Raw genomic sequence first — 21,427 nt, 5'->3', positions numbered from 1 at the left:
TGATCCCGCATTGTCTGGCTCCCCGGAGACCGCCGCGAAGCGACTCGCCGTGCATTCCCCGATGCAGGGCGCAGCCGGCGCCGCGGGTTCCGGGGGTTGGTGCGGTCGGCGAACACGGGCCGAGGCGAACCTTCGCCTGCGGTTCGGCCGGGGCTGTCCGGGCCGTCCGGGCCGTCTCCGGGCCGTGCAAGGGCGGCCAACGATGACAGGCAGGGCCCGCCGCCGAGTCCTCCTCCCCGAGTGAGAGCCGGGGTGACTCGCGGCATCTGCGACACTGGATGCACCATGCCTAAGCCCGGAGAACTGACCTTCGTCGCGCCGCGCGGCGCCAAGCCCCCGCGACACCTCGCCGACCTCAGCCCCGCCGAGCGCAAGGAGGCCGTCGCCGAGCTGGGCGAGCAGCCGTTCCGCGCCAAGCAGCTGTCCAACCACTACTTCGGCCGGCTGTCCGACGCCCCGGAGACCTGGACGGACATCCCGGCGGCCAGCCGCGGGAAGCTCACCGAGAGCCTGCTGCCCGAGCTGATGTCGGTGGTCCGGCACGTGTCCTGCGACGACGACGCCACCCGCAAGACGCTGTGGAAGCTCTTCGACGGCACCCTGGTCGAGTCGGTGCTGATGCGCTACCCGGACCGGGTCACCATGTGCATCAGCTCGCAGGCCGGCTGCGGCATGAACTGCCCGTTCTGCGCGACCGGCCAGGCGGGTCTGACCCGGAACCTGTCGACCGCGGAGATCGTGGAGCAGATCGCCTCGGGCATGCGGGACCTGAAGACCGGTGCCGTTCCGGGTGGTGAGGCCCGGCTCTCCAACGTGGTGTTCATGGGCATGGGCGAGCCGCTCGCCAACTACAACCGGGTGCTGGCCGCGATCCGCCGGCTCACCGACCCGGCGCCGGACGGCTTCGGCCTCTCGCAGCGCGGCATCACCGTCTCCACCGTCGGCCTGGTGCCCGCCATGCACCGCTTCGCGGACGAGGGCCTCAGCTGCCGCCTGGCGCTGTCCCTGCACGCGCCCGACGACGAGCTGCGCGACGAGCTGGTGCCGGTGAACACCCGGTGGAAGGTCGACGAGGTGCTGGACGCCGCGTGGAACTACGCGGACAAGTCCGGCCGCCGGATCTCCATCGAGTACGCGCTGATCAAGGACATCAACGACCAGGCGTGGCGGGCGGACCTGCTCGGCCGCCTGATCAAGAACCGCCGGGTGCACGTGAACCTGATCCCGCTGAACCCGACGCCCGGGTCCAAGTGGACGGCGTCCCGCCCGGAGGACGAGCGGGAGTTCGTCCGGCGCCTGCAGGCGCACGGCGTGCCGACGACCGTCCGCGACACCCGCGGCCAGGAGATCGACGGCGCCTGCGGCCAGCTGGCCGCCGCGGGCTGATCGGCCCGCGGGGAGAAGCACAACGGAAGGGCGGTGGACACCCGACGGGTGTCCACCGCCCTTCCGGCGTCCGGTGTCAGACCAGACAGGCCGCGGCGAACAGCGCGGTCAGGCCGCCGGTGACGAGCAGCACGCCGACCGCGGCGGCGGCCCGCACGGCGACGGCCGCGCGCAGCGTCGCCGGTTCGGTGCCGAGCCGGACGAGGGCGGCGGTCACCTCCCGCCGGGCCGCGCGGATCTCCAGGGCGCGGGCGACCACGGCGCCGGCCGCGCAGCCGGTGACCAGGAGGACGGCCGCGCGGACGGGCAGGTCGGGCTCGTCGCCGTAGCCGACCGCGGCGACGAGGACGGCGAGGCCGAGGACGAGCACCGCGAGCGGGCCGGCGAGCGGCCGGGCCTCCGCGGTGAGCGAGCGGGCGGCGAGCAGCCGCACCGGGCCGGGCCGGCGCAGGGCCAGCACCCGGCCGGCGAGTGCCAGCAGGGGCGCGGTGAGCAGGGCGAGCCCGAGGGCGGTGAGGGCCCAGCCGATGAGCGCGGCGGTGCCGACCGAGCCGAGGTGGGCGGGCAGGTCGACGGGCCGGCCGTCCTGTTCGGCGCCGGGCCGCAGCCCGTAGAGTTCCAGGGCCATGCCGACGACGGTGAATCCGACGGGCACGGCGATCCGCGCCGGGTGGAAGCCGGTGCTGCGGGCCACGGCGGTGCGGCCGGGCAGCGCGTCGGTCAGCGGGACGGCCGCGGCGGCCGCGCAGCCGGCGACCAGCGGCACGAGGACGAGCAGGGTGACCGGTGCGGCGGCCGGCAGCGAGCTGCCGAGGCCGACGTCGGCGGCGAGCCCCGGGCCGGCGATGTCGTTGCGCAGTACGAGGAAGAGGAGCAGGGCGAGCACGCTGCCGAGGGCGGCGGCGAGCGCGGTCTCGACGGCGATCAGCAGCCGGATGCGGACGGGGCCGTAGCCGGCCGCGGTGAGGCCGGCGATCCGTTCGGGGTGCTGGGCGGGTACGGCGCGGGCGGCGGCGGCGGAGAGCCAGCCGACCGCGGCCAGCGCGGGCAGGCACCAGAGCAGGCGGGGCACCGAGGTGGCGGCGGGTTCGCCGAGGGCCCGGCCGAGGGAGCGCAGCAGGAAGGCGGCGGCCGTCGCGGCGGCGGCCGCGGTGAGCAGCCAGCGGGCCAGGTCGAGTGCCCGGTAGCCCCTGACGAGTCGGAGTGGGAACAACGTCGTCCTCCCGGCTCTCAGCGCGCGGCCGTGACGGCCGTGGAGCCGCTGGCGGTGGAGCCCGCGGTCCTGCCGTCGGCGGTGCCCGCCGGGGTGGTGGACGTGCCGGCGATCCGGCCGTCGACCAGGGTGAGGGTGCGGTCGGCCTGGCCGGCCGGCTCCGGGTCGTGGGTGGCCAGGAGCAGGGTGAGGTCGTGCGAGCGGGCGGCGCTCGCCAGTATGCGCAGCACCTGCTCGCGCTCCTCGCGGTGCAGGGGGGCACCCGGGTCGTCGGCGAAGACCACCCGGGGCAGCGGTGCGAGGGCCCGGGCGACGGCGATCCGCTGGCGCTGGGCCTGGGTCAGCTCGGCGGGGCGGCGCTTGGCGCAGTCGGCGACGTCGAGGCGTTCGAGCCATTCGGAGGCGGCGGTGTACGCGGCGCGGTGGCCGGTGCCGGCGAGCAGCAGCGGCAGGGCGGTGTTCTCGCGGGCCGTCAGTTCCGGCACCAGGTGGGGCTCGGAGCCGACCCAGCCGAAGCGCTCGCGGCGGAGCTTCTCGCGGCCGGCGCGGCCGAGGGTGTGCACGGGGGCGCTGTGGAACCAGACCTCGCCCTCGTCGACCGGCAGCTGGGCGGAGAGGCAGCCGAGCAGGGTGCTCTTGCCGGAGCCGCGGGGGCCGGTGACGGCGAGCACCTCGCCCTCCCGGACGGCGAGCGAGACTCCGCGCAGGGCGGGTGTGCCGTGGTGGGACTTGACGATCCCTCGGGCCCACAACACGTCGTTGTCGGGCGGGGCCGCTGACATGGAGAACCGTCCTGGTGCCTTGTCGGGATATGACAGTCGTCAGATTAGAACGAACAGGTCGCGGTGCGGTTGCGGCACACTGGCCCATCTCCGGGCAAATCGCCGTGATTCCGGCGGTCGGATCCGGAGTTCGGCACCCCGGCACGCCGAAGGGCGGCCCCGGTGGACCGGGACCGCCCTGGCGGAGGGTGGGAGGAGGGTCAGATCTTCGCCCACGCGTCGGTGAGGCTGACCCGCAGGATCTGCTCGATCTCGTCGAAGGTCGACTGGTCGGAGATCAGCGGCGGGGCCAGCTGGACGACCGGGTCGCCGCGGTCGTCGGCGCGGCAGTACAGGCCGTTGTCGAAGAGCGCCTTCGACAGGAAGCCGTAGAGGACGCGCTCCACCTCGTCGTCGTTGAACGACTCCTTGGTGGTCTTGTCCTTCACGAGCTCGATGCCGTAGAAGTACCCGTTGCCGCGGACGTCGCCGACGATCGGCAGGTCGCGCAGCTTGTCCAGGGTGCCCAGGAAGCGCGACTCGTTGTCGAGCACGTGCTGGTTGAGGCCCTCGCGCTCGAAGATGTCGAGGTTGGCCAGCGCCACCGCGGAGGACACCGGGTGGCCGCCGAAGGTGTAGCCGTGCAGGAAGGTGTTCTCGCCCTTGTAGAACGGCTCGGCGATGCGGTCCGAGATGATCGTGGCGCCGATCGGGGAGTAGCCCGAGGTCATGCCCTTGGCGCAGGTGATCATGTCGGGCTGGTAGCCGAACTTGTCGGCGCCGAACATGGTGCCGAGGCGGCCGAAGGCGCAGATGACCTCGTCCGAGACGAGCAGCACGTCGTGGCGGTCGCAGATCTCGCGCAGGCGCTGGAAGTACCCGGGCGGCGGCGGGAAGCAGCCGCCGGCGTTCTGCACCGGCTCGACGAAGACGGCGGCGACGGTGTCCGGGCCCTCGAAGAGGATGGCCTGCTCGACCTGGTCGGCGCACCAGCGGCCGTAGGCCTCCGGGTCCACGGTGCCGTCCGGGCCCTGGAGGTACTCGGGGGCGCGGTAGATGTTGGTGTTGGGAGCCTTGTGGGTGCCGGGCACCAGCGGCTCGAACGGGGCCTTCAGGCCCGGCAGGCCGGTGATCGACAGGGCGCCCTGGGGGGTGCCGTGGTAGGCGACGGCCCGGGAGATGACCTTGTACTTGGTCGGCTTGCCGGTCAGCTTGAAGTACTGCTTGGCCAGCTTCCAGGCGGTCTCGACCGCCTCGCCGCCGCCGGTCGAGAAGAACACCTTGTTCAGGTCGCCCGGGGCGTAGTTCGCCAGGCGCTCGGCGAGCTCGACGGCCTTCGGGTGGGCGTAGCTCCAGACCGGGAAGAAGGCGAGCTCCTTGGCCTGCTTGGCAGCCGCCTCGGCGAGCTCCTCGCGGCCGTGGCCGGCCTGGACCACGAACAGGCCGGCGAGGCCGTCGAGGTACTTCCTGCCCTTGTCGTCCCAGACGTAGGTTCCCTCACCGCGCACGATGGTGGGGACGGGGGAGTTCTCGTACGACGACATGCGGGTGAAGTGCATCCACAGGTGGTCGTAGGCGGTCTTGGAAAGGTCCTTCTGCGCCGGGTCGGCTGTCATCTGGTGCCCCAGGTGTAGGTCTGTTTCCGGAGCTTCAGATAAACGAAGCTCTCGGTGCTCCGCACGCCGGGAAGCGCGCGGATGCGCTTGTTGATCATTTCGAGCAGGTGCTCGTCGTCCTCGCACACCAGCTCGGCCAGCAGGTCGAACGAGCCTGCGGTGCAGACGACGTAGTCGACCTCGTCGAACGCGGCCAGGGCGTCCGCGACCGGTTCGATGTCACCCTCCACCCGGATCCCCACCATCGCCTGCCGGGTGAAGCCGACGGTGAGGGGGTCGGTGACGGCGACGATCTGCATCACGCCCTGGTCGAGCAGCTTCTGGACGCGTTGCCGTACGGCGGCCTCCGACAGGCCGACGGCCTTGCCGATGGCGGCGTACGGGCGGCGCCCGTCCTCCTGGAGCTGTTCGATGATCGCCTTGGAGGCGGCGTCGAGGGGAACGCTGGCGTTCCGGTCGCGGTTGGCCACGTCGCCACTGTGCACGATCGCCGCGCGGCACGCAAGCCGTCGTCGTGCTGATTTCGTCGCTGTTTCCAAAATTGCATGCGGATTGCGTTGCGTCCGGAGATGAAGCCTGTCGATACCGTCGGTCATTGGGTAGCCTGGACCACGTACACACGCAGGCGTGCACACACCCCCAGTGGACCGCGGCCGGTCCGACCCGGCCAGCCGTGCGCCGGAGGTACCCTGGCGCCGGATTCTGCAACGCCGCAGGCCCAGACCGAGGAGAGACCCGTGAGCGACCTTCGTACGCTGCGCAACTACATCAACGGCGAGTTCGTCGATGCGGCGGACGGCCGCACGCTGGACGTGATCGACCCGACGACCGGCGAGGTGTACGCGACCTCCCCGCTCTCCGGCGCCACCGACGTCGACGCTGCGATGGCCGCCGCCGCCGAGGCCTTCCCCGTGTGGCGCGACGCCACCCCCTCGACCCGCCAGAAGCTCCTGCTGAAGATCGCGGACGCGGTGGAGGCCCGGGCCGACGAGATCGTCGACACCGAGTGCCGCAACACCGGCAAGCCGCGTGGGCTGACCCTCTCCGAGGAGATCGGCCCGATGGTCGACCAGATCCGGTTCTTCGCCGGTGCCGCCCGCCTGCTGGAGGGCAAGGCCGCGGGCGAGTACATGGACGGCATGACCTCCATCGTCCGCCGCGAGCCGGTCGGCGTCTGCGCCCAGGTCGCGCCGTGGAACTACCCGATGATGATGGCGGTCTGGAAGTTCGCCCCGGCCATCGCCGCCGGCAACACCGTCGTCCTCAAGCCCTCGGACACCACCCCGGCCTCCACCGTGCTGCTCGCCGAGATCATCGGCGGCATCCTCAAGGACATGGAGCTGCCGGCCGGCGTCTTCAACGTCATCTGCGGCGACCGCGAGACCGGCAAGCTGATGGTCGAGCACCCCACCCCGGCGATGGCCTCCATCACCGGCTCCGTCCGCGCCGGCATCCAGGTCGCCGAGTCCGCCTCCAAGGACGTCAAGCGCGTCCACCTGGAGCTCGGCGGCAAGGCCCCGGTCGTGGTCTTCGAGGACGCCGACATCGCCGAGGCCGTGGAGGGCATCTCGGTCGCCGGCTTCTTCAACGCCGGCCAGGACTGCACCGCCGCCACCCGCGTCCTGGTGCACGAGTCGATCCACGACGCCTTCGTCGAGGCCCTCGCCAAGGCCGCCGCCGACACCAAGACCGGCGGCATCGACGACGAGGACGTCCTCTACGGCCCGCTGAACAACGCCAACCAGCTCGCCCAGGTCACCGGCTTCATCGACCGCCTGCCCGAGCACGCCAAGGTCGAGGCCGGCGGCCACCGGGTCGGCGACAAGGGCTACTTCTACGCCCCGACCGTCGTCTCCGGCCTGCTGCAGGACGACGAGATCATCCAGCGCGAGGTCTTCGGCCCGGTCATCACCGTGCAGAAGTTCACCGACGAGGACCAGGCCGTCGGCTATGCCAACGGTGTCGAGTACGCCCTCGCCTCCTCCGTCTGGACGAAGGACCACGCCCGCGCCATGCGGATGTCCCGCCGCCTGGACTTCGGCTGCGTCTGGATCAACACCCACATCCCGCTGGTCGCCGAGATGCCGCACGGCGGCTTCAAGAAGTCCGGCTACGGCAAGGACCTGTCCTCCTACGGCTTCGAGGACTACACCCGCGTCAAGCACGTCATGACCGCGATCTGACCGACCGACGCGACCGGCGCACCCAGGGGGCGCGGGCAGCTGCGCGCACAGCGCGGCCGCCCGCGCCCCCGCGCTTTGCCACCCTGTCACGGCGACGCGCCGATCGGGTGACATGGTGCAACTGCCTCGCGACCCCCGTGCTCCCTAGGCTGGCCGCATGAGCATCCCCACCGCTGACTCAGCCGCAGGCCAGGCCGTCAAGGCCGCCGACCGCGCGCACGTCTTCCACTCGTGGTCCGCCCAGGCGCTGATCGACCCCCTCGCGGTGGCCGGCGCAGAGGGTTCCTACTTCTGGGACTACGAGGGCAACCGCTACCTCGACTTCTCCTCCCAGCTGGTGAACACCAACATCGGCCACCAGCACCCGAAGGTCGTCGCCGCGATCCAGGAGCAGGCGGCCAAGCTCTGCACCATCGCGCCCGGCTTCGCCGTCGAGCCGCGCAGCGAGGCCGCCCGGCTGATCGCCGAGCGCACCCCCGGCGAGCTGAACAAGATCTTCTTCACCAACGGCGGCGCCGAGGCCAACGAGAACGCCATCCGGATGGCCCGCCTGCACACCGGCCGTCAGAAGGTGCTCTCCACCTACCGCTCGTACCACGGCGCCACCGCCAACGCCATCGCGCTGACCGGCGACCCCCGCCGCTGGGCCAACGAGACCGGCGTCTCCGGCATCGTCCACTTCTGGGGCCCCTACGCCTACCGCTCGGTCTTCCACGCCGAGAACGAGGCGCAGGAGTGCGAGCGCGCGCTCGCCCACCTGGAGCAGGTCATCGCCTTCGAAGGCCCGGCCACCGTCGCCGCGATCATCCTGGAGACGGTCGTCGGCACCGCCGGCGTGCTGATCCCGCCGCCCGGCTACCTGCAGGGCGTCCGGGAGATCTGCGACCGCCACGGCATCGTCTTCATCCTCGACGAGGTGATGGCAGGCTTCGGCCGCACCGGCGAGTGGTTCGCCGCCGACAACTGGGGCATCACCCCGGACCTGCTGACCTTCGCCAAGGGCGTCAACTCCGGCTACGTCCCGCTCGGCGGCGTCGCCATCAACCCGGAGATCGCCGCCACCTTCGACGAGCGGGTCTTCCCCGGCGGCCTCACCTACTCCGGCCACCCGCTGGCCTGCGCCTCGGCCGTCGCCACCATCGGGGCGATGGCGGAGGAGGGCATCGTCGAGAACGCCAAGCGGATCGGCGAGAGCGTGATCGGCCCCGGCCTGCGCGAGCTCGCCGAGCGGCACCCCTCGATCGGCGAGGTCCGCGGCCTCGGCGTCTTCTGGGCGCTCGACCTGGTCAAGAACCGCGAGACCCGCGAGCCGCTGGTCCCCTACAACGCGGCCGGACCGGCCAACGCGCCGATGGCCGAGCTCGCCGCCGCCTGCAAGCAGCGCGGCCTGTGGCCCTTCGTCAACATGAACCGCTTCCACGTGGTGCCGCCGTGCACCGTCAGCGCGGAGGAGGCCAAGGCCGGCCTCGCGATCCTCGACGAGGTCCTCACCCTCACCGACGCGCACACCGTCTGACGCACCCACGGGAGCGGCCCCGGGGCAACCGCCCCGGGGCCGCTGCGTCGCGCCCGCGCTCAGCGGCGCACCGCGTCCAGCGCCAGCAGCGCCACGTGCAGCGACAGACAGGACTCCACCTGGTCCAGGTCCACCCCGAGGATCCGCTCCACCTTGTGCAGCCGGTCGTAGAACGACGGCCGGGACAGGTGCGCCGCGTCCGCCGCCGCCGACTTGTTGCGGCCCTGCTCCAGGTAGATCCGCAGCATCCGCACCAACTGCCCGCCGTGCTCGGCGTCGTACGCCAGCAGCGGCCCCAGCTCGCGCTCCACGTACGTCTGCAGCCGCTCGTCGTCGCGCAGCAGGTGCAGCAGACCGCGCAGCCGGACGTCCGGCAGCCGGTAGTAGGCGGCCGCCCGGCCGCCCGGCGCGTCGTGCAGCGCCGCGTCCGCGACCTGGGTCGCCTCCAGCAGGGTGCGCCGGGCGTCGCGCACCGACCCCACCGAGGAGCCCACCGCGACCACCGGCTCCGGCGGCGGCGCCGCCGCGTCCCGCGCACCGTCCGCCACCAGCTTGCGCAGCGCCGCCGCGAACGCCTCCAGCGCCGCGTGCTCGTCCTGCTGAGAACCGAGCGCGATCAGCATCCCGACGCCCTCGTCGTCCAGCGCGCCGACCAGCGCCGACAGCCGGCAGCCGCGGATCGCCGTCGCCGCCAGCTCGGTGAAGTCCCGCAGCCGGGCCTGCGCCTCCAGCGCGGCCGGCACCGCCCCGCGGCGCTGCCGCAGCACCACGCCCACCAGCCGCCGCCCCTCCAGCGGCACCCCCAGCGCCTGCGCCCGCAGCGCGACCTCGCTGACCGTCAGGGCGTGCGTGAGGATGCCCGACAGCAGCGTGCGGTGGGTCTGCCGCTCCAGGCTCTCCCGGTCGCGCACCACCAGCCGGTTCAGCGCCAGCGTCGCCGCGCCGCGCTCCAGCATCATCGCGTGCGGGTGCGCGGTGCCCTCCGGCAGCGCGCCCGGCCCGCCGATCAGCACCAGCCGACCCCAGTCCTGGCCGCGCGCGCCGACCGCGGTGACCAGCCAGCCGCTGCGCGGGTCGTGCCCGGTGCGGCCCGGCGGGCGGACCCCGCGCGAACGCGCCTCCCAGCCCTCCAGCAGCTCCGCCTCCGGCCGGCCGGCGCTCTCGTGCGCCAGCACCTGGTGCGCCAGGTTCTCCAGCACCACCGGCGCACCGGCCAGCTGCGCCACCTGCCGCACCACCTCGGCGGGCTCGGCGCCCTCCACCGCCAGCTCGTTGAAGACCTGGTGCACCGCCTCGGAGGTGCGCAACTGCTCCAGCTGGGCGTTGACCACCAGGGCGTGCACCGCCTCGGTGACGGCGACGAAGCGCAGCTCGCGGCGGAGCGCGATCAGCGGCAGCCCGCGCTGCTCGGCGGCGTTGACCAGCGCCCGCGGCAGCGAGTCGAAGTAGCGGCGGCCGAACTCGACGACCAGGCCGGCGGCGCCGACGTCGGCGAGCTCGTGGACGTAGCGGGCCAGGCCCTCGCGCTGCTCGGGCAGCGCGATGCCGGTGGTGAGCACCAGCTCGCCGCCCTGCAGGACGCCGGCGACGTCCGGCAGCTCGCTCACGTGGACCCAGCGGACGGGCCGCTCCAGGTGGTCCGCACCGGCCACCACGTCGGGCAGTCCGCGCCGCATCACGTCCAGGTCCAGCACCCGGGCGACGGTGGGGAGCATCGCGGGCCTCCAGCTGATCAGGGTTGTCAGGGAAATCTTGCCTCGGCGCGGTGCCCGCCCACCCGCCGCGCCGCCTTGCACCCTGTAAACCCCTTGCCGCCGGGCCTGTCGGAGTGACCCTTGTCACCCGATCGCCCGAGACGGCATGGTCAGGCAATCGGAAGTGGCGAAAACCGGGACGCGGCAGCGGAATCCGCAGCGTAACCAGAAGGCAACAGCGGAATCCCTTGTGGAAGAAAACTGGGCCTGTCAGGATCGCGCAATCCCGGTGAACCACCGCTTCGGATCTCTCCGTCTGCTATGCGGCGACTGGACCAGTCTCCGGCCATGGCGTACGGGCATCGCCGCACCGCCGAGGAAGCATGGGCGTGCAGCGGCATCCGCGCCCGGCGCGCGGAAGCCGAACCACCGGGCACATGGAGGACAGCAGATGGACCTGACCAACTTCAGCGCCGGCGCGCAGCACATCGCCGGGCGGGTGGTCACAGGGAGCGGCGACGAGCGGTTCCGGGTGGTCAACCCGGCCGACGGCAGCACCGTGGAGGAGGTCGTGCTGGCCTCGCCCGCCGACGTCGACGCCGCGGTCGACGCGGCCCGCGCCGCCCTCCCCGAGTGGTCCCGCGCCACCCCCGGCACCCGCGCCGAGGCCCTGGGCCGGCTGGCCGGCGTCCTCGCCGACCACGCCGAGGAGTTCGCCCACGTCGAGACCGCGCAGACCGGCAAGCCGATCAAGCTCTCCACCGAGTTCGACGTCCCCGGCACGATCGACAACACCGCCTTCTTCGCCGGCGCCGCCCGCAACCTGGAGGGCAAGGCCGCCGGCGAGTACTCCGGCGACCACACCTCGTACGTGCGCCGCGAGGCGATCGGCGTGGTCGGCTCGATCTCGCCCTGGAACTACCCCCTGCAGATGGCCGCCTGGAAGATCCTCCCGGCGATCGCCGCGGGCAACACCATCGTCCTCAAGCCCGCCGAGCTCACCCCGCTGACCTCGCTGATGTTCGCCGCCGCGTGCACCGAGGCCGGCATCCCCGACGGCGTCGTCAACGTCATCACCGGCGCCGGCCGCACCGCCGGCGAGCACCTCGTCTCCCACCCCGCGGTGTCGATGGTGTCGTTCACCGGCTCCACCGCCGTCGGCAAGCGGGTCGCCGAACTCGCCACCGCCACCGTCAAGCGCACCCACCTCGAACTCGGCGGCAAGGCCCCGTTCGTGGTCTTCGACGACGCCGACCTGGAGGCCGCCGTGCACGGCGCGGTCGCCGCCTCCCTCATCAACAGCGGCCAGGACTGCACCGCCGCCACCCGCGCCTACGTCCAGCGCCCGCTCTACGACGCCTTCGTCGCCGGGGTCGCCGACCTGTACGCCGCCGTCCGTCTCGGCGACCCGCGCAACCCGCAGACCGACCTCGGCCCGCTGGTCTCCTTCGCCCACCGCGACCGCGTCGCCGGCTTCGTCGAGCGCGCCCGCCGCGACGGCGCCACCGTCGTGACCGGAGGCGGCACCGGCACCAAGGGCCACGACGGCTCCGACCTCACCCTCGGCGCCTACCACCAGCCCACCCTGATCACCGGCGCCGCCCAGGACAGCGAGGTCGTCCAGGGCGAGATCTTCGGCCCCGTCCTCGTCGTCCTGCCCTTCGACAGCGACGAGGAGGGCCTGCGGCTCGCCAACGACACCCCCTACGGCCTCGCCGCCTCCGCCTGGACCCGCGACGTCCACCGCTCGCTGCGCGCCACCCGCGAGATCGCGGCCGGCTGCGTCTGGGTCAACGACCACATCCCGATCATCAGCGAGATGCCGCACGGCGGCTACAAGGCCTCCGGCTACGGCAAGGACATGTCGCAGTACTCCCTCGACGAGTACACCCAGGTCAAGCACGTCATGTACGACACCACCGCGGTGGCCCGCAAGGATTGGCACCGCACGATCTTCGGGGACCGATAACCCCGTCCGTCCCCCCACGCCCGAGCCCCCCTCAGGAGGGTGTCCCCGCATGCAGCTGAACGAGATCACCGACGGCCTGCCGGAGCCGGTCCGCAAGGCCTGGGAACGCAGCCTCACCAGCGGCCGCGCCGCCCTCAGCCGCAGGACGGTGCTGCGCGCCGGTGCGCTCGCGGCCGGCGCGGGCACCCTCACCGCCTGCGGCATCCCGCCGGCGAAGAGCACCAACGGCACCTCGGGCGAGGCCGCCAACGCCGCCGCGAAGGACCTCTCCGACACCGACAAGGTCGTCAACTTCTCCAACTGGCCGCTGTACGTCGACGTCGACCCCAAGGACGAGCAGAAGCACGGCACCCTCGACGCCTTCACCGCGGCCACCGGCGTCAAGGTCAAGTACACCGAGGACGTCAACGACAACGTCGAGTTCTTCGGCAAGGTCAAGCCGCAGCTCGCCGCCGGCCAGGACACCGGGCGCGACGTCATGGTCCTCACCGACTGGATGGCCGCCCGGCTGATCCGCCTCGGCTGGGTGCAGAAGCTCGACCAGTCCCGGATCACCACCGCGATCACCAACCTGGAGGCCCGCTTCCGCGCCCCCGACTGGGACCCGGGCCGCCTCTACTCCTACCCGTGGGCGGGCATCCAGGTCGTCATCGCCTACAACAAGAAGGCGACCAAGGGGAAGGCCGTCACCAGCGTCTCCCAGCTGCTCGACGACCCCGAGCTCAAGGGCCGCGTCACCTTCCTGTCGGAGATGCGCGACACCATCGGCATGACCCTGCTCGACATGGACAAGGATCCGGCGAAGTTCACCGCCGACGACTACGCCGCCGCGATCGCCCGCCTCCAGAAGGGCGTCGACAGCAAGCAGATCCGCAAGTTCACCGGCAACGACTACGGCCAGGAGCTGTCCTCCGGCGACATCGCCGCCTGCGTCGCCTGGGGCGGCGACCTCATCCAGCTCAAGGCCGACAACCCCGACATCGAGTTCGTCGTCCCGGACAAGGGCTACGTCGCGTCGACCGACAACATGCTGATCCCGGCCCGCGCCCAGCACAAGCACAACGCCGAACGGCTCATCGACTTCTACTACCGGCCCGAGATAGCCGCCCGGCTCACCGCGGGCATCGGCTACGTCTCCCCGGTCACCGGCGCACAGGCCGAACTCGCCAAGCTCGACGCCGACGCCGCCGCCAACCCCCTGGTCATCCCCACCCCCGAGATGGCCGCCAAGGTCCACAACTTCCGCAGCCTCGGCGAGGCCGAGGAGAGCGACTTCGAGGACAGGTTCTCCAAGCTCATCGGCGCCTGACCCGCGCCCCCGACCACCGGCCTCGGAGATAGGACCCGCACACCATGACCGACCAGGCGACCGACACCACCGCGAAGGCCACCGGCCCCGCCGAAACCCCCTCGGGCGGCGACGTACGGCTCACCGGCATCAGCAAGACCTACGGCAGCTCCACCGCCGTCCACCCCCTCGACCTGACGATCCCCCAGGGCTCCTTCTTCGCCCTGCTCGGCGCGTCCGGCTGCGGCAAGACCACCACCCTGCGCATGATCGCCGGCCTGGAGGACCCGACCTCCGGCACCGTCCTCATCGGCGGACAGGACGTCACCGCCCTGCCCCCGTACAAGCGGCCGGTCAACACCGTCTTCCAGAACTACGCGCTCTTCCCGCACCTCGACATCTACGAGAACGTCGCCTTCGGCCTGCGCCGCCGCGGCAAGAAGGACGTCAAGAAGCAGGTCGAGGACATGCTGGAGCTGGTCGAACTCGGCCCGCTCGCCCGCCGCAAGCCGCACCAGCTCTCCGGCGGCCAGCAGCAGCGCGTCGCCGTCGCCCGCGCCCTCATCAACCACCCGCAGGTCCTGCTGCTCGACGAACCGCTCGGCGCCCTCGACCTCAAGCTCCGCCGCCAGATGCAGCTCGAACTCAAGCGCATCCAGACCGAGGTCGGCATCACCTTCGTCCACGTCACCCACGACCAGGAGGAGGCCATGACCATGGCCGACACCATCGCGGTGATGAACGGCGGACGCATCGAGCAGCTCGGCGCCCCCGCCGACCTCTACGAGAACCCCGCGACCACCTTCGTCGCCAACTTCCTCGGCCAGTCCAACCTCATCCCCGCCGAGGTCACCGGGAACTCCGGCGACGAGCTCCTGCTCAGCGCAGGCGGCACCCGCCTCGCCGTCCCCCGCGCCCGCTGCGCCACCGACGCCACCAAGGTCCACCTCGGCGTCCGCCCCGAGAAGATCACCATCGCGCACTCCTCCACGGACGTCCCCGAGGACCGCAACCGCCTGGTCGGCACCGTCGTCGACTCCAGCTTCATCGGCGTCTCCACCCAGTACACCGTCCGCACCGGCACCGGCCAGGACATCGCCGTCTTCGAGCAGAACATGGAGCGCGACGGCCGGATCGTCCCCGGCGCCACCGTCCAGGTCCACTGGAACCCCGCCCACTCCTTCGCGCTCGACGCCTCCCAGGCGATCGACGCCGGCACCGCGGAGGAGGACGCGTGACCACCACCACCGAGACGGCGCCGCTCCGGGACGCCGCACCCCCCGCGCCGCCCCGGCGCACCCGGCGCAAGCTCGTCCCGTACTGGCTGCTGCTGCCCGGCATCGCCTGGCTCGTGGTCTTCTTCGCGGTGCCGATGGTCTACCAGGGCTCCACCTCCCTGCAGACCGGCTCGCTGGAGGAGGGCTTCCGCGTCACCTGGCACTTCGCCACCTACTGGGACGCCTTCACCGAGTACAAGTGGCACTTCGTCCGCTCCTTCGCGTACGCCGCCACCGCCACCGTGCTCTGCCTCGCCATCGGCTACCCGCTCGCGTACACGATCGCCTTCAAGGCCAGCAAGCGGTGGCGCAACGTCATCCTCATCCTGGTGATCGCGCCGTTCTTCACCAGCTTCCTGATCCGCACCCTGGCCTGGAAGACCATCCTGTCCGACGGCGGCTACGTGGTCGGCGCGCTCAACACCCTGCACGTCCTCGACCTCACCGACGCGCTCGGCCTCACCGCCGGCCACCGCGTCCTCGCCACCCCGCTCGCCGTGGTCTGCGGCCTCACCTACAACTTCCTGCCGTTCATGATCCTCCCGCTCTACACCTCGCTGGAGCGGATCGACCCCAGGCTGCACGAGGCCGCCGGCGACCTCTACGCCAAGCCCTTCACCACCTTCCGCAAGGTGACCTTCCCGATCTCCCTGCCCGGCGTCGTCGCCGGCACCCTGCTCACCTTCATCCCCGCCTCCGGCGACTACATCAACGCCCAACTGCTCGGCTCCCCCAGCGAGCAGATGGTCGGCAACGGCATCCAGAAGCAGTTCCTCAACGTGCTCGACTACCCCACGGCGGCAGCCCTGAGCTTCATCCTGATGGCCCTGATCCTGGGCGTGGTGACGGTCTACATGCGCAAGGCCGGAACGGAGGACCTGGTCTGATGAACAAGGTGTCCAGCTGGCTGCGCCGCAACCTCGTCACCCTCGCGGGCGTCCTCGCCCTCGCCTACCTCGTCCTGCCCAACCTGGTCGTCCTGCTCTTCTCGTTCAACAAGCCCGCCGGCAAGTTCAACTACGAGTGGGCCCAGTTCTCCACCGACGCCTGGACGGACCCCTGCGGCGTCGCCGACATGTGCGGCTCGCTCGTCCTCAGCCTGCAGCTCGCCCTCGCGGCCACCGCCGGCGCCACGATCCTCGGCACCATGGTCGCCTTCGCCCTGGCCCGCTACCGCTTCCGCGGCCGCTCCGCCACCACCGGGCTGATCTTCCTGCCGATGGCCATGCCCGAGGTCGTCATGGCCGCCTCGCTCGGCACGCTCTTCCTCAACATGCGCATCCCGTTCGGCTTCACCACGATCCTGATCGCGCACATCATGTTCTGCCTCAGCTTCGTGGTCACCGCCGTCAAGGCCCGCGTCATGAGCATGGACCCGCGCCTCGAACAGGCCGCCCAGGACCTCTACGCCACCCCGGTGCAGACCTTCCTCAAGATCACCCTGCCGCTCGCCGCCCCCGGCATCGCCGCCGGCGCGCTGCTCAGCTTCGCCCTCTCCTTCGACGACTTCATCATCACCCAGTTCAACTCGGGCCCCACCACCGTCACCTTCCCGATGTTCGTCTGGGGCGCCTCGCAGCGCGGCATACCCGTCCAGGTGAACGTGATCGGCACCGCGATGTTCCTCGCGGCCGTCGTCCTCACCGTCGCCGGACAGTGGATCGGCAACCGCCGGAAGGCCCGCGCCTGATGCCACACCACTCCTCCTCCCCGTTCTACTGACCGAAGCCCGAACGACCACCAGAAAGCGGCTGATACGGCATGGACTCCGCCCGTGCGCTCAGTGACGTCAAACCCACCTCGTTCTGGCTGGAGGACCCGGGTCGGCCCGAGGCCCTCCCCGCCCTCGTCGGCGACACCACCTGCGACCTGCTGGTCGTCGGCGGCGGATACTCCGGCCTGTGGACGGCGCTCCTCGCCAAGGAACGCGACCCCTCGCAGGACGTCGTCCTCGTCGAGGCGGACGAGGTGGGCTGGGCGGCCTCCGGGCGCAACGGCGGATTCTGTGCCGCCAGCCTCACCCACGGCTTCGGCAACGGCCTGCAGCGCTGGCCCGCCGAACTGAACCGGCTCGAAGAACTCGGCCGCGCCAACCTCGACGCCATCGAGGACGCCGTCAAGAAGTACGACCTCGACTGCGAGTGGGAGCGCACCGGCGAGATCGACGTCGCCACCGAACCCCACCAGCTCGACGAACTCCACGAGGTCGCCGAGGCCCTCGCCGAACACGGTCTCGACACCACCGTCCTCGACGCCGACCAGGTGCGCCGCGAGGTCGACTCGCCCACCTTCCTCGGCGGCCTCTGGGACCGCGACGGCGTCGCCATGGTCCACCCCGCCAAACTCGCCTGGGGCCTCAAGAAGGCCTGCCTCCGGCAGGGCGTCCGCATCCACGAACGCACCAAGGCCCTCACCCTCGTCGAACACGGCACCGGCATGGCCGTCCGCACCCCCTACGGCCGGGTCTTCGCCCGCCGCGTCGCCCTTGGCACCAACGTCTTCCCGTCCCTGCTCAAGCGCGTCCGCCCCTACATCGTCCCGGTCTACGACTACGCCCTCATGACCGAACCCCTCAACGACGAGCAGATGGCCGCCGTCGGCTGGCGCGGCCGCCAGGGCCTCGGCGACAGCGCCAACCAGTTCCACTACTTCCGGCTCTCCGCCGACAACCGCATCCTCTGGGGCGGCTACGACGCCATCTACCACTACGGCGGCAAGGTCCGCGCCGAGCACGACCAGCGCCCCGACACCTTCCGCACCCTCTCCCGGCAGTTCTTCGAGACCTTCCCCCAGCTCGAAGGAGTCCGCTTCACCCACGCCTGGGGCGGCGCCATCGACACCTGCAGCCGCTTCTCCGCCTTCTTCGACACCGCCCACCACGGCCGCGTCGCCTACGCCGCCGGCTTCACCGGCCTCGGCGTCGGCGCCACCCGCTTCGGCGCCGAGGTCATGCTCGACCTCCTCTCCGGCGAACGCACCGAACGCACCGAACTGGAGATGGTCCGCAAGAAGCCGCTCCCCTTCCCGCCCGAACCCGTCCGCTGGGCCGGCATCGAACTCACCCGCTGGTCGCTCGACCGCGCCGACCGCCGCGGCGGCCGGCGCAACCTCTGGCTGCGCACCCTGGACCGCCTCGGCCTCGGCTTCGACAGCTGACCCCACCGCCGGCCCGACCGTCGGCGCCACCGCGGGGCGCACCCCGGCCACCCGGCCCGGATGCGCCCCGCGGTACGTCCGCGTCCGCCCGGACCGAGAGCCGCCGAAACCGGGTCCGCCCGGGCCGAGAACCGCCGAAACCGTGTAAGAACCCGCACCCACCGCCCTCTCCCCGGTGAGCGACCCCGACCCGTCCCCCCGAGGAGCACCGATGCCGCCCACCGCCCGCACCGCCGCAGCCTGGCTCGCCGCGGCCGCCCCCGACCCGCGCGCCTTCCTGCGCACCTGGGAACGGACCGGCCGCCACCCCGCCCCGCTGCCCGCCGGTCGCCAGTGGGACGCCGTCCTCACCCCCGGCCCGTTCGGACGCACCGCCCTCGACGCCCTCGCCCGCCTCCCCGGACCGGGCCCCGTCCTCCAGGACCGCACCGCAGGCACCGTCGCCTTCCTCGTCCCCACCGGCACCGCCGACGGCTGGCTCGGCTCCGGCATCCGCACCCTCGGCCACGGCACCGCCCTCACCGTCCCCCACCCGGACGGCACCGACCGCGCCCTGCACTGGCTGATCCCCCCGGACGGCACCGGCCGGCTCGTCGACCCCCGCCGCCTCGAACTCGCCCTCCACGACGCCGCCGCCCGACTCACCGGCCTCCCGTGACCCGCCGGCCGCACCGCCCACCCGCAGGGTCACCGCAACGCCACCCCGAGGGCGAACCGCGCCAGACTGGTCCCATGACCGCAAGCGCGCTCTCCGACGAGCACCTCCGGCTGCTGGAGACCGCCCAGCCGCTCTGCCTCCGGTACGCCCTCGCCCTCGCCGGCCCCGACGCGCTCGCCGCCCACGGCCTCCCCGCCACCCGCTCCACCGGACTCGTCCTCGTCACCGCCGAGGGCCCGCCCCTCGCCGACATCGCCGCCGGCCTCGCCGAACACCTCCGCGCGGCCGGCCACCGCGCCGGCGTCCAGCCCGGCACCCCGCGCCAGATCCAGCTGACCGGCACGCCCTGCCCGATCGAACTGCGCAAGGAACCCCTGCGGCACCCTGCCGTGCTGCTCCCCGGCGCCCCCGTCCCGGTGGTCGCGCTGCCGGACGCCGCGGCGCTCGCCGTGCTCCGCTTCTGCGACCGGGGCCTGTCGGAGGACCTCGCAGTCCTGCACGTGCTGAGCGGCCCCTTCTCCGAGGGCGAGCTGCTGGCCCTGGCCGGCGCACTCGACGAGGAGTTCCAGCCGGTGGTGCTCGCCGACCGGCTGGAGTCCGCGGCGGCGCCCGTCCACCCGGACGCCGCGGCCCGTTCGGCCTGGGCCCAGGCCTGGGCCCAGGACCTCCGACTGGACCTGATGGAGGTCCGGGAGGACGACGACGGGCTGCACGACCCCTATCTGGAGGACGTCGAGGCGGAGCAGCCCGACGACCTGTAAGGGTGAATCTCCGTTCCCCGTCACGCTGCTCGTTGAGGCCCGGCGGCAGGGTCCGCAGACTGGATTACGAGCGCGGGAGCCCCGTGATCCCGTCGTCCGGACGAAGCCGGGCGGCGCCGTTACCACGTACCGGCGGCCCACACACCGCACGGGACTTCGGAGGCAGACGATCTTGAGCAAGTCCAGCCCGAACAAGCACGTCACCCACTGGATCGGTGGCGCCCCCGTCGCCACCGCCGGCGCCGCGCCCCGCCGCGGTGACATCTTCGATCCGGCCACCGGACAGGTGTCGGGCCAGGTCGACTTCGCCGAGATCGCCGAGGTCGACCAGGCCGTCGCCGCTGCGGCCTCGGCGTTCGCCGAGTGGCGTCGCTCGTCCGTGGCCAAGCGCACCCAGGTGCTCTTCCGCTTCCGCGAGCTGTTCAACGCTCGCAAGGACGAGCTCGCGTCGATCATCGTCTCCGAGCACGGCAAGGTGCACTCCGACGCGCTCGGCGAGCTCGCCCGCGGCCTGGAGGTCGTGGAGTACGCCTGCGGCATCCCGCAGCTCTCCAAGGGCGGCTTCTCGGAGCAGGCGTCCACCGGCATCGACGTCTACTCGATCCGCCAGCCGCTCGGCCCCGTCGCGATCATCTCGCCGTTCAACTTCCCGGCCATGGTGCCGATGTGGTTCTTCCCGATCGCCATCGCGACCGGCAACACGGTCGTCCTGAAGCCCTCCGAGAAGGACCCGTCCGCTGCCAACTTCCTCGCCGAGCTGTGGAAGGAGGCCGGCCTGCCGGACGGCGTCTTCAACGTCGTGCACGGCGACAAGGTCGCGGTCGACCGCCTGCTGGAGCACCCCGACATCAAGTCGGTCAGCTTCGTCGGCTCCACCCCGATCGCCCGCTACGTCTACGAGACCGGCACCCGCTACGGCAAGCGGGTCCAGGCCCTCGGCGGCGCGAAGAACCACATGCTGGTGCTGCCCGACGCCGACCTCGACCTGAGTGCCGACGCCGCCGTCAACGCGGGCTTCGGTGCGGCCGGCGAGCGCTGCATGGCGGTCTCCGTCCTGGTCGCCGTCGACCCGATCGGCGACGAGCTGGTCGAGAAGATCAAGTCCCGTGTCGCCGCGCTGAAGGTCGGCCCCGGCTGCAACGGCGACTCCGAGATGGGCCCGCTGGTCACCGGCCAGCACCGCGACAAGGTCACCTCCTACGTCGAGTCCGGCCTCGCCGACGGCGCCGAGCTGGCCGTCGACGGCCGCAAGCACGCGATCGCGGCCGAGGACGTCAACGGCGCCCCGACCGCGGACGGCTTCTGGCTCGGCCCCACCCTGTTCGACCACGTGAAGCCGGGCATGTCCGTCTACAGCGACGAGATCTTCGGCCCCGTCCTCTCGGTCGTCCGGGTCTCCACCTACGAGGAGGGCCTGGCCCTCATCAACAGCAACCCGTACGGCAACGGCACGGCCATCTTCACCAACGACGGCGGCGCCGCCCGGCGCTTCCAGAACGAGGTGGAGGTCGGCATGGTCGGCATCAACGTGCCGATCCCCGTCCCCGTCGCCTACTACTCGTTCGGCGGCTGGAAGGCCTCGCTCTTCGGCGACGCCCACGCCTACGGCCCCGACGGCGTCCAGTTCTTCACCCGCGGCAAGGTCGTGACCCAGCGCTGGCTCGACCCGTCGCACGGCGGTATCAACCTCGGCTTCCCCACCAACAGCTGAACCGCCCCGCCCCGACCACCGGCCGGCCCCTCTCCCCGAGGTGCCGGCCGGTTCGTTTGCATCCGCTCCCCGTTCGGCGTAGTGTTCACTGGTCGCTCGGCAGGGAGCACCGGACACGCGTCTGCGCGGACGGTCCCGGAGCGGCCAATCCCTTGAAACACCACCTCCCGGCTCGGGCTGGGTCGCGTCTTGTCGCGTCCCGGTGCGAATTCGGCGTGCGCGTTTATAGGAATTGCAC

Annotated in this window: 17 protein-coding genes; 12 read left to right on the top strand and 5 right to left on the bottom strand. The window is 72.0% G+C overall.

What is annotated here, in order from left to right:
* The first annotated feature begins 285 nt into the window (after window positions 1-285).
* The gene (gene rlmN, locus ABZ641_RS06095) at window positions 286-1,386 is read left to right on the top strand and encodes a 23S rRNA (adenine(2503)-C(2))-methyltransferase RlmN (protein WP_359979524.1); all 1,101 of its coding nucleotides are present in this window, start codon (window positions 286-288) and stop codon (window positions 1,384-1,386) included.
* A 76-nt stretch (window positions 1,387-1,462) separates the two neighbouring features.
* Here rlmN and ABZ641_RS06090 read toward each other — a convergent pair whose 3' ends face one another.
* From ABZ641_RS06090 to ABZ641_RS06075, 4 genes are all read right to left on the bottom strand, one after another.
* Window positions 1,463-2,599, bottom strand: a complete 1,137-nt coding sequence (locus tag ABZ641_RS06090; RefSeq protein WP_359979521.1) for a hypothetical protein — start codon at window positions 2,597-2,599, stop codon at window positions 1,463-1,465.
* Between the two features lie 17 nt (window positions 2,600-2,616).
* Complete coding sequence (locus ABZ641_RS06085) at window positions 2,617-3,381, bottom strand: ATP-binding cassette domain-containing protein (RefSeq protein ID WP_359979518.1); 765 nt, start codon at window positions 3,379-3,381, stop codon at window positions 2,617-2,619.
* A gap of 200 nt (window positions 3,382-3,581) precedes the next feature.
* Window positions 3,582-4,976 carry an aspartate aminotransferase family protein gene (locus ABZ641_RS06080; protein ID WP_344625108.1) on the bottom strand — a complete coding sequence of 465 codons (1,395 nt, stop codon included), beginning with the start codon at window positions 4,974-4,976 and terminating at the stop codon, window positions 3,582-3,584.
* Window positions 4,973-5,446, bottom strand: a complete 474-nt coding sequence (locus ABZ641_RS06075; protein ID WP_043175796.1) for an Lrp/AsnC family transcriptional regulator — start codon at window positions 5,444-5,446, stop codon at window positions 4,973-4,975. Before ABZ641_RS06075 ends, ABZ641_RS06080 begins: the two co-directional genes overlap by 4 nt.
* Window positions 5,447-5,713: 267 nt before the next feature.
* On the opposite strand from ABZ641_RS06075, the gene ABZ641_RS06070 reads away from it, so the two are divergent.
* A complete protein-coding gene (locus tag ABZ641_RS06070) occupies window positions 5,714-7,159 on the top strand; it encodes a gamma-aminobutyraldehyde dehydrogenase (protein ID WP_344625107.1) in 1,446 nt (481 codons plus the stop codon).
* Window positions 7,160-7,316: 157 nt separating this feature from the next.
* Window positions 7,317-8,675, top strand: coding sequence for an aspartate aminotransferase family protein (locus ABZ641_RS06065; RefSeq protein WP_344625106.1), 1,359 nt, complete (start codon window positions 7,317-7,319; stop codon window positions 8,673-8,675).
* A 59-nt stretch (window positions 8,676-8,734) separates the two neighbouring features.
* Here the strand turns inward: ABZ641_RS06065 and ABZ641_RS06060 are convergent, their stop codons facing one another.
* A complete protein-coding gene (locus ABZ641_RS06060; protein WP_344625105.1) occupies window positions 8,735-10,390 on the bottom strand; it encodes a PucR family transcriptional regulator in 1,656 nt (551 codons plus the stop codon).
* Window positions 10,391-10,820: 430 nt separating this feature from the next.
* Here ABZ641_RS06060 and ABZ641_RS06055 point away from each other — a divergent pair, with 430 nt between their 5' ends.
* From ABZ641_RS06055 to ABZ641_RS06015, 9 genes are all read left to right on the top strand, one after another.
* On the top strand, window positions 10,821-12,338 hold the full coding sequence (locus ABZ641_RS06055; RefSeq protein WP_359979513.1) for a gamma-aminobutyraldehyde dehydrogenase: 1,518 nt from the start codon (window positions 10,821-10,823) through the stop codon (window positions 12,336-12,338).
* Between the two features lie 49 nt (window positions 12,339-12,387).
* Entirely contained in the window at window positions 12,388-13,647 is a 1,260-nt protein-coding gene (locus ABZ641_RS06050; protein WP_344625103.1) for a spermidine/putrescine ABC transporter substrate-binding protein, read from the top strand.
* Between the two features lie 44 nt (window positions 13,648-13,691).
* Window positions 13,692-14,864, top strand: a complete 1,173-nt coding sequence (locus ABZ641_RS06045; protein WP_344625102.1) for an ABC transporter ATP-binding protein — start codon at window positions 13,692-13,694, stop codon at window positions 14,862-14,864.
* On the top strand, window positions 14,861-15,790 hold the full coding sequence (locus tag ABZ641_RS06040) for an ABC transporter permease (RefSeq protein ID WP_359979509.1): 930 nt from the start codon (window positions 14,861-14,863) through the stop codon (window positions 15,788-15,790). The genes ABZ641_RS06045 and ABZ641_RS06040 overlap by 4 nt, the downstream gene beginning before the upstream one ends.
* A complete protein-coding gene (locus ABZ641_RS06035) occupies window positions 15,790-16,593 on the top strand; it encodes an ABC transporter permease (RefSeq protein WP_344625100.1) in 804 nt (267 codons plus the stop codon). The genes ABZ641_RS06040 and ABZ641_RS06035 overlap by 1 nt, the downstream gene beginning before the upstream one ends.
* A gap of 71 nt (window positions 16,594-16,664) precedes the next feature.
* A complete protein-coding gene (locus ABZ641_RS06030; RefSeq protein WP_344625099.1) occupies window positions 16,665-18,059 on the top strand; it encodes an FAD-dependent oxidoreductase in 1,395 nt (464 codons plus the stop codon).
* A 211-nt stretch (window positions 18,060-18,270) separates the two neighbouring features.
* A complete protein-coding gene (locus tag ABZ641_RS06025; RefSeq protein ID WP_359979504.1) occupies window positions 18,271-18,717 on the top strand; it encodes a hypothetical protein in 447 nt (148 codons plus the stop codon).
* A 74-nt stretch (window positions 18,718-18,791) separates the two neighbouring features.
* Window positions 18,792-19,478 carry a hypothetical protein gene (locus ABZ641_RS06020; RefSeq protein ID WP_359979502.1) on the top strand — a complete coding sequence of 229 codons (687 nt, stop codon included), beginning with the start codon at window positions 18,792-18,794 and terminating at the stop codon, window positions 19,476-19,478.
* 172 nt (window positions 19,479-19,650) lie between these two features.
* Complete coding sequence (locus ABZ641_RS06015; RefSeq protein WP_344625096.1) at window positions 19,651-21,189, top strand: CoA-acylating methylmalonate-semialdehyde dehydrogenase; 1,539 nt, start codon at window positions 19,651-19,653, stop codon at window positions 21,187-21,189.
* The last annotated feature ends 238 nt before the right edge of the window (window positions 21,190-21,427 follow it).

Source organism: Kitasatospora sp. NPDC007106 (genome assembly GCF_040634455.1).
GTDB classification, from domain to species: domain Bacteria; phylum Actinomycetota; class Actinomycetes; order Streptomycetales; family Streptomycetaceae; genus Kitasatospora; species Kitasatospora arboriphila.
This window is presented reverse-complemented; position numbering and strand designations above follow the sequence as displayed.

Excerpts from the sequence above, each read along its gene's own strand:
- rlmN (WP_359979524.1), top strand. The coding sequence starts at position 286 with ATGCCTAAGCCCGGAGAACTGACCTTCGTCGCGCCGCGCGGCGCCAAG.
- ABZ641_RS06085 (WP_359979518.1), bottom strand. The coding sequence starts at position 3,381 with ATGTCAGCGGCCCCGCCCGACAACGACGTGTTGTGGGCCCGAGGGATC.
- ABZ641_RS06080 (WP_344625108.1), bottom strand. The coding sequence starts at position 4,976 with ATGACAGCCGACCCGGCGCAGAAGGACCTTTCCAAGACCGCCTACGAC.
- ABZ641_RS06065 (WP_344625106.1), top strand. The coding sequence starts at position 7,317 with ATGAGCATCCCCACCGCTGACTCAGCCGCAGGCCAGGCCGTCAAGGCC.
- ABZ641_RS06060 (WP_344625105.1), bottom strand. The coding sequence starts at position 10,390 with ATGCTCCCCACCGTCGCCCGGGTGCTGGACCTGGACGTGATGCGGCGC.
- ABZ641_RS06055 (WP_359979513.1), top strand. The coding sequence starts at position 10,821 with ATGGACCTGACCAACTTCAGCGCCGGCGCGCAGCACATCGCCGGGCGG.
- ABZ641_RS06050 (WP_344625103.1), top strand. The coding sequence starts at position 12,388 with ATGCAGCTGAACGAGATCACCGACGGCCTGCCGGAGCCGGTCCGCAAG.
- ABZ641_RS06045 (WP_344625102.1), top strand. The coding sequence starts at position 13,692 with ATGACCGACCAGGCGACCGACACCACCGCGAAGGCCACCGGCCCCGCC.
- ABZ641_RS06035 (WP_344625100.1), top strand. The coding sequence starts at position 15,790 with ATGAACAAGGTGTCCAGCTGGCTGCGCCGCAACCTCGTCACCCTCGCG.
- ABZ641_RS06030 (WP_344625099.1), top strand. The coding sequence starts at position 16,665 with ATGGACTCCGCCCGTGCGCTCAGTGACGTCAAACCCACCTCGTTCTGG.
- ABZ641_RS06025 (WP_359979504.1), top strand. The coding sequence starts at position 18,271 with ATGCCGCCCACCGCCCGCACCGCCGCAGCCTGGCTCGCCGCGGCCGCC.
- ABZ641_RS06020 (WP_359979502.1), top strand. The coding sequence starts at position 18,792 with ATGACCGCAAGCGCGCTCTCCGACGAGCACCTCCGGCTGCTGGAGACC.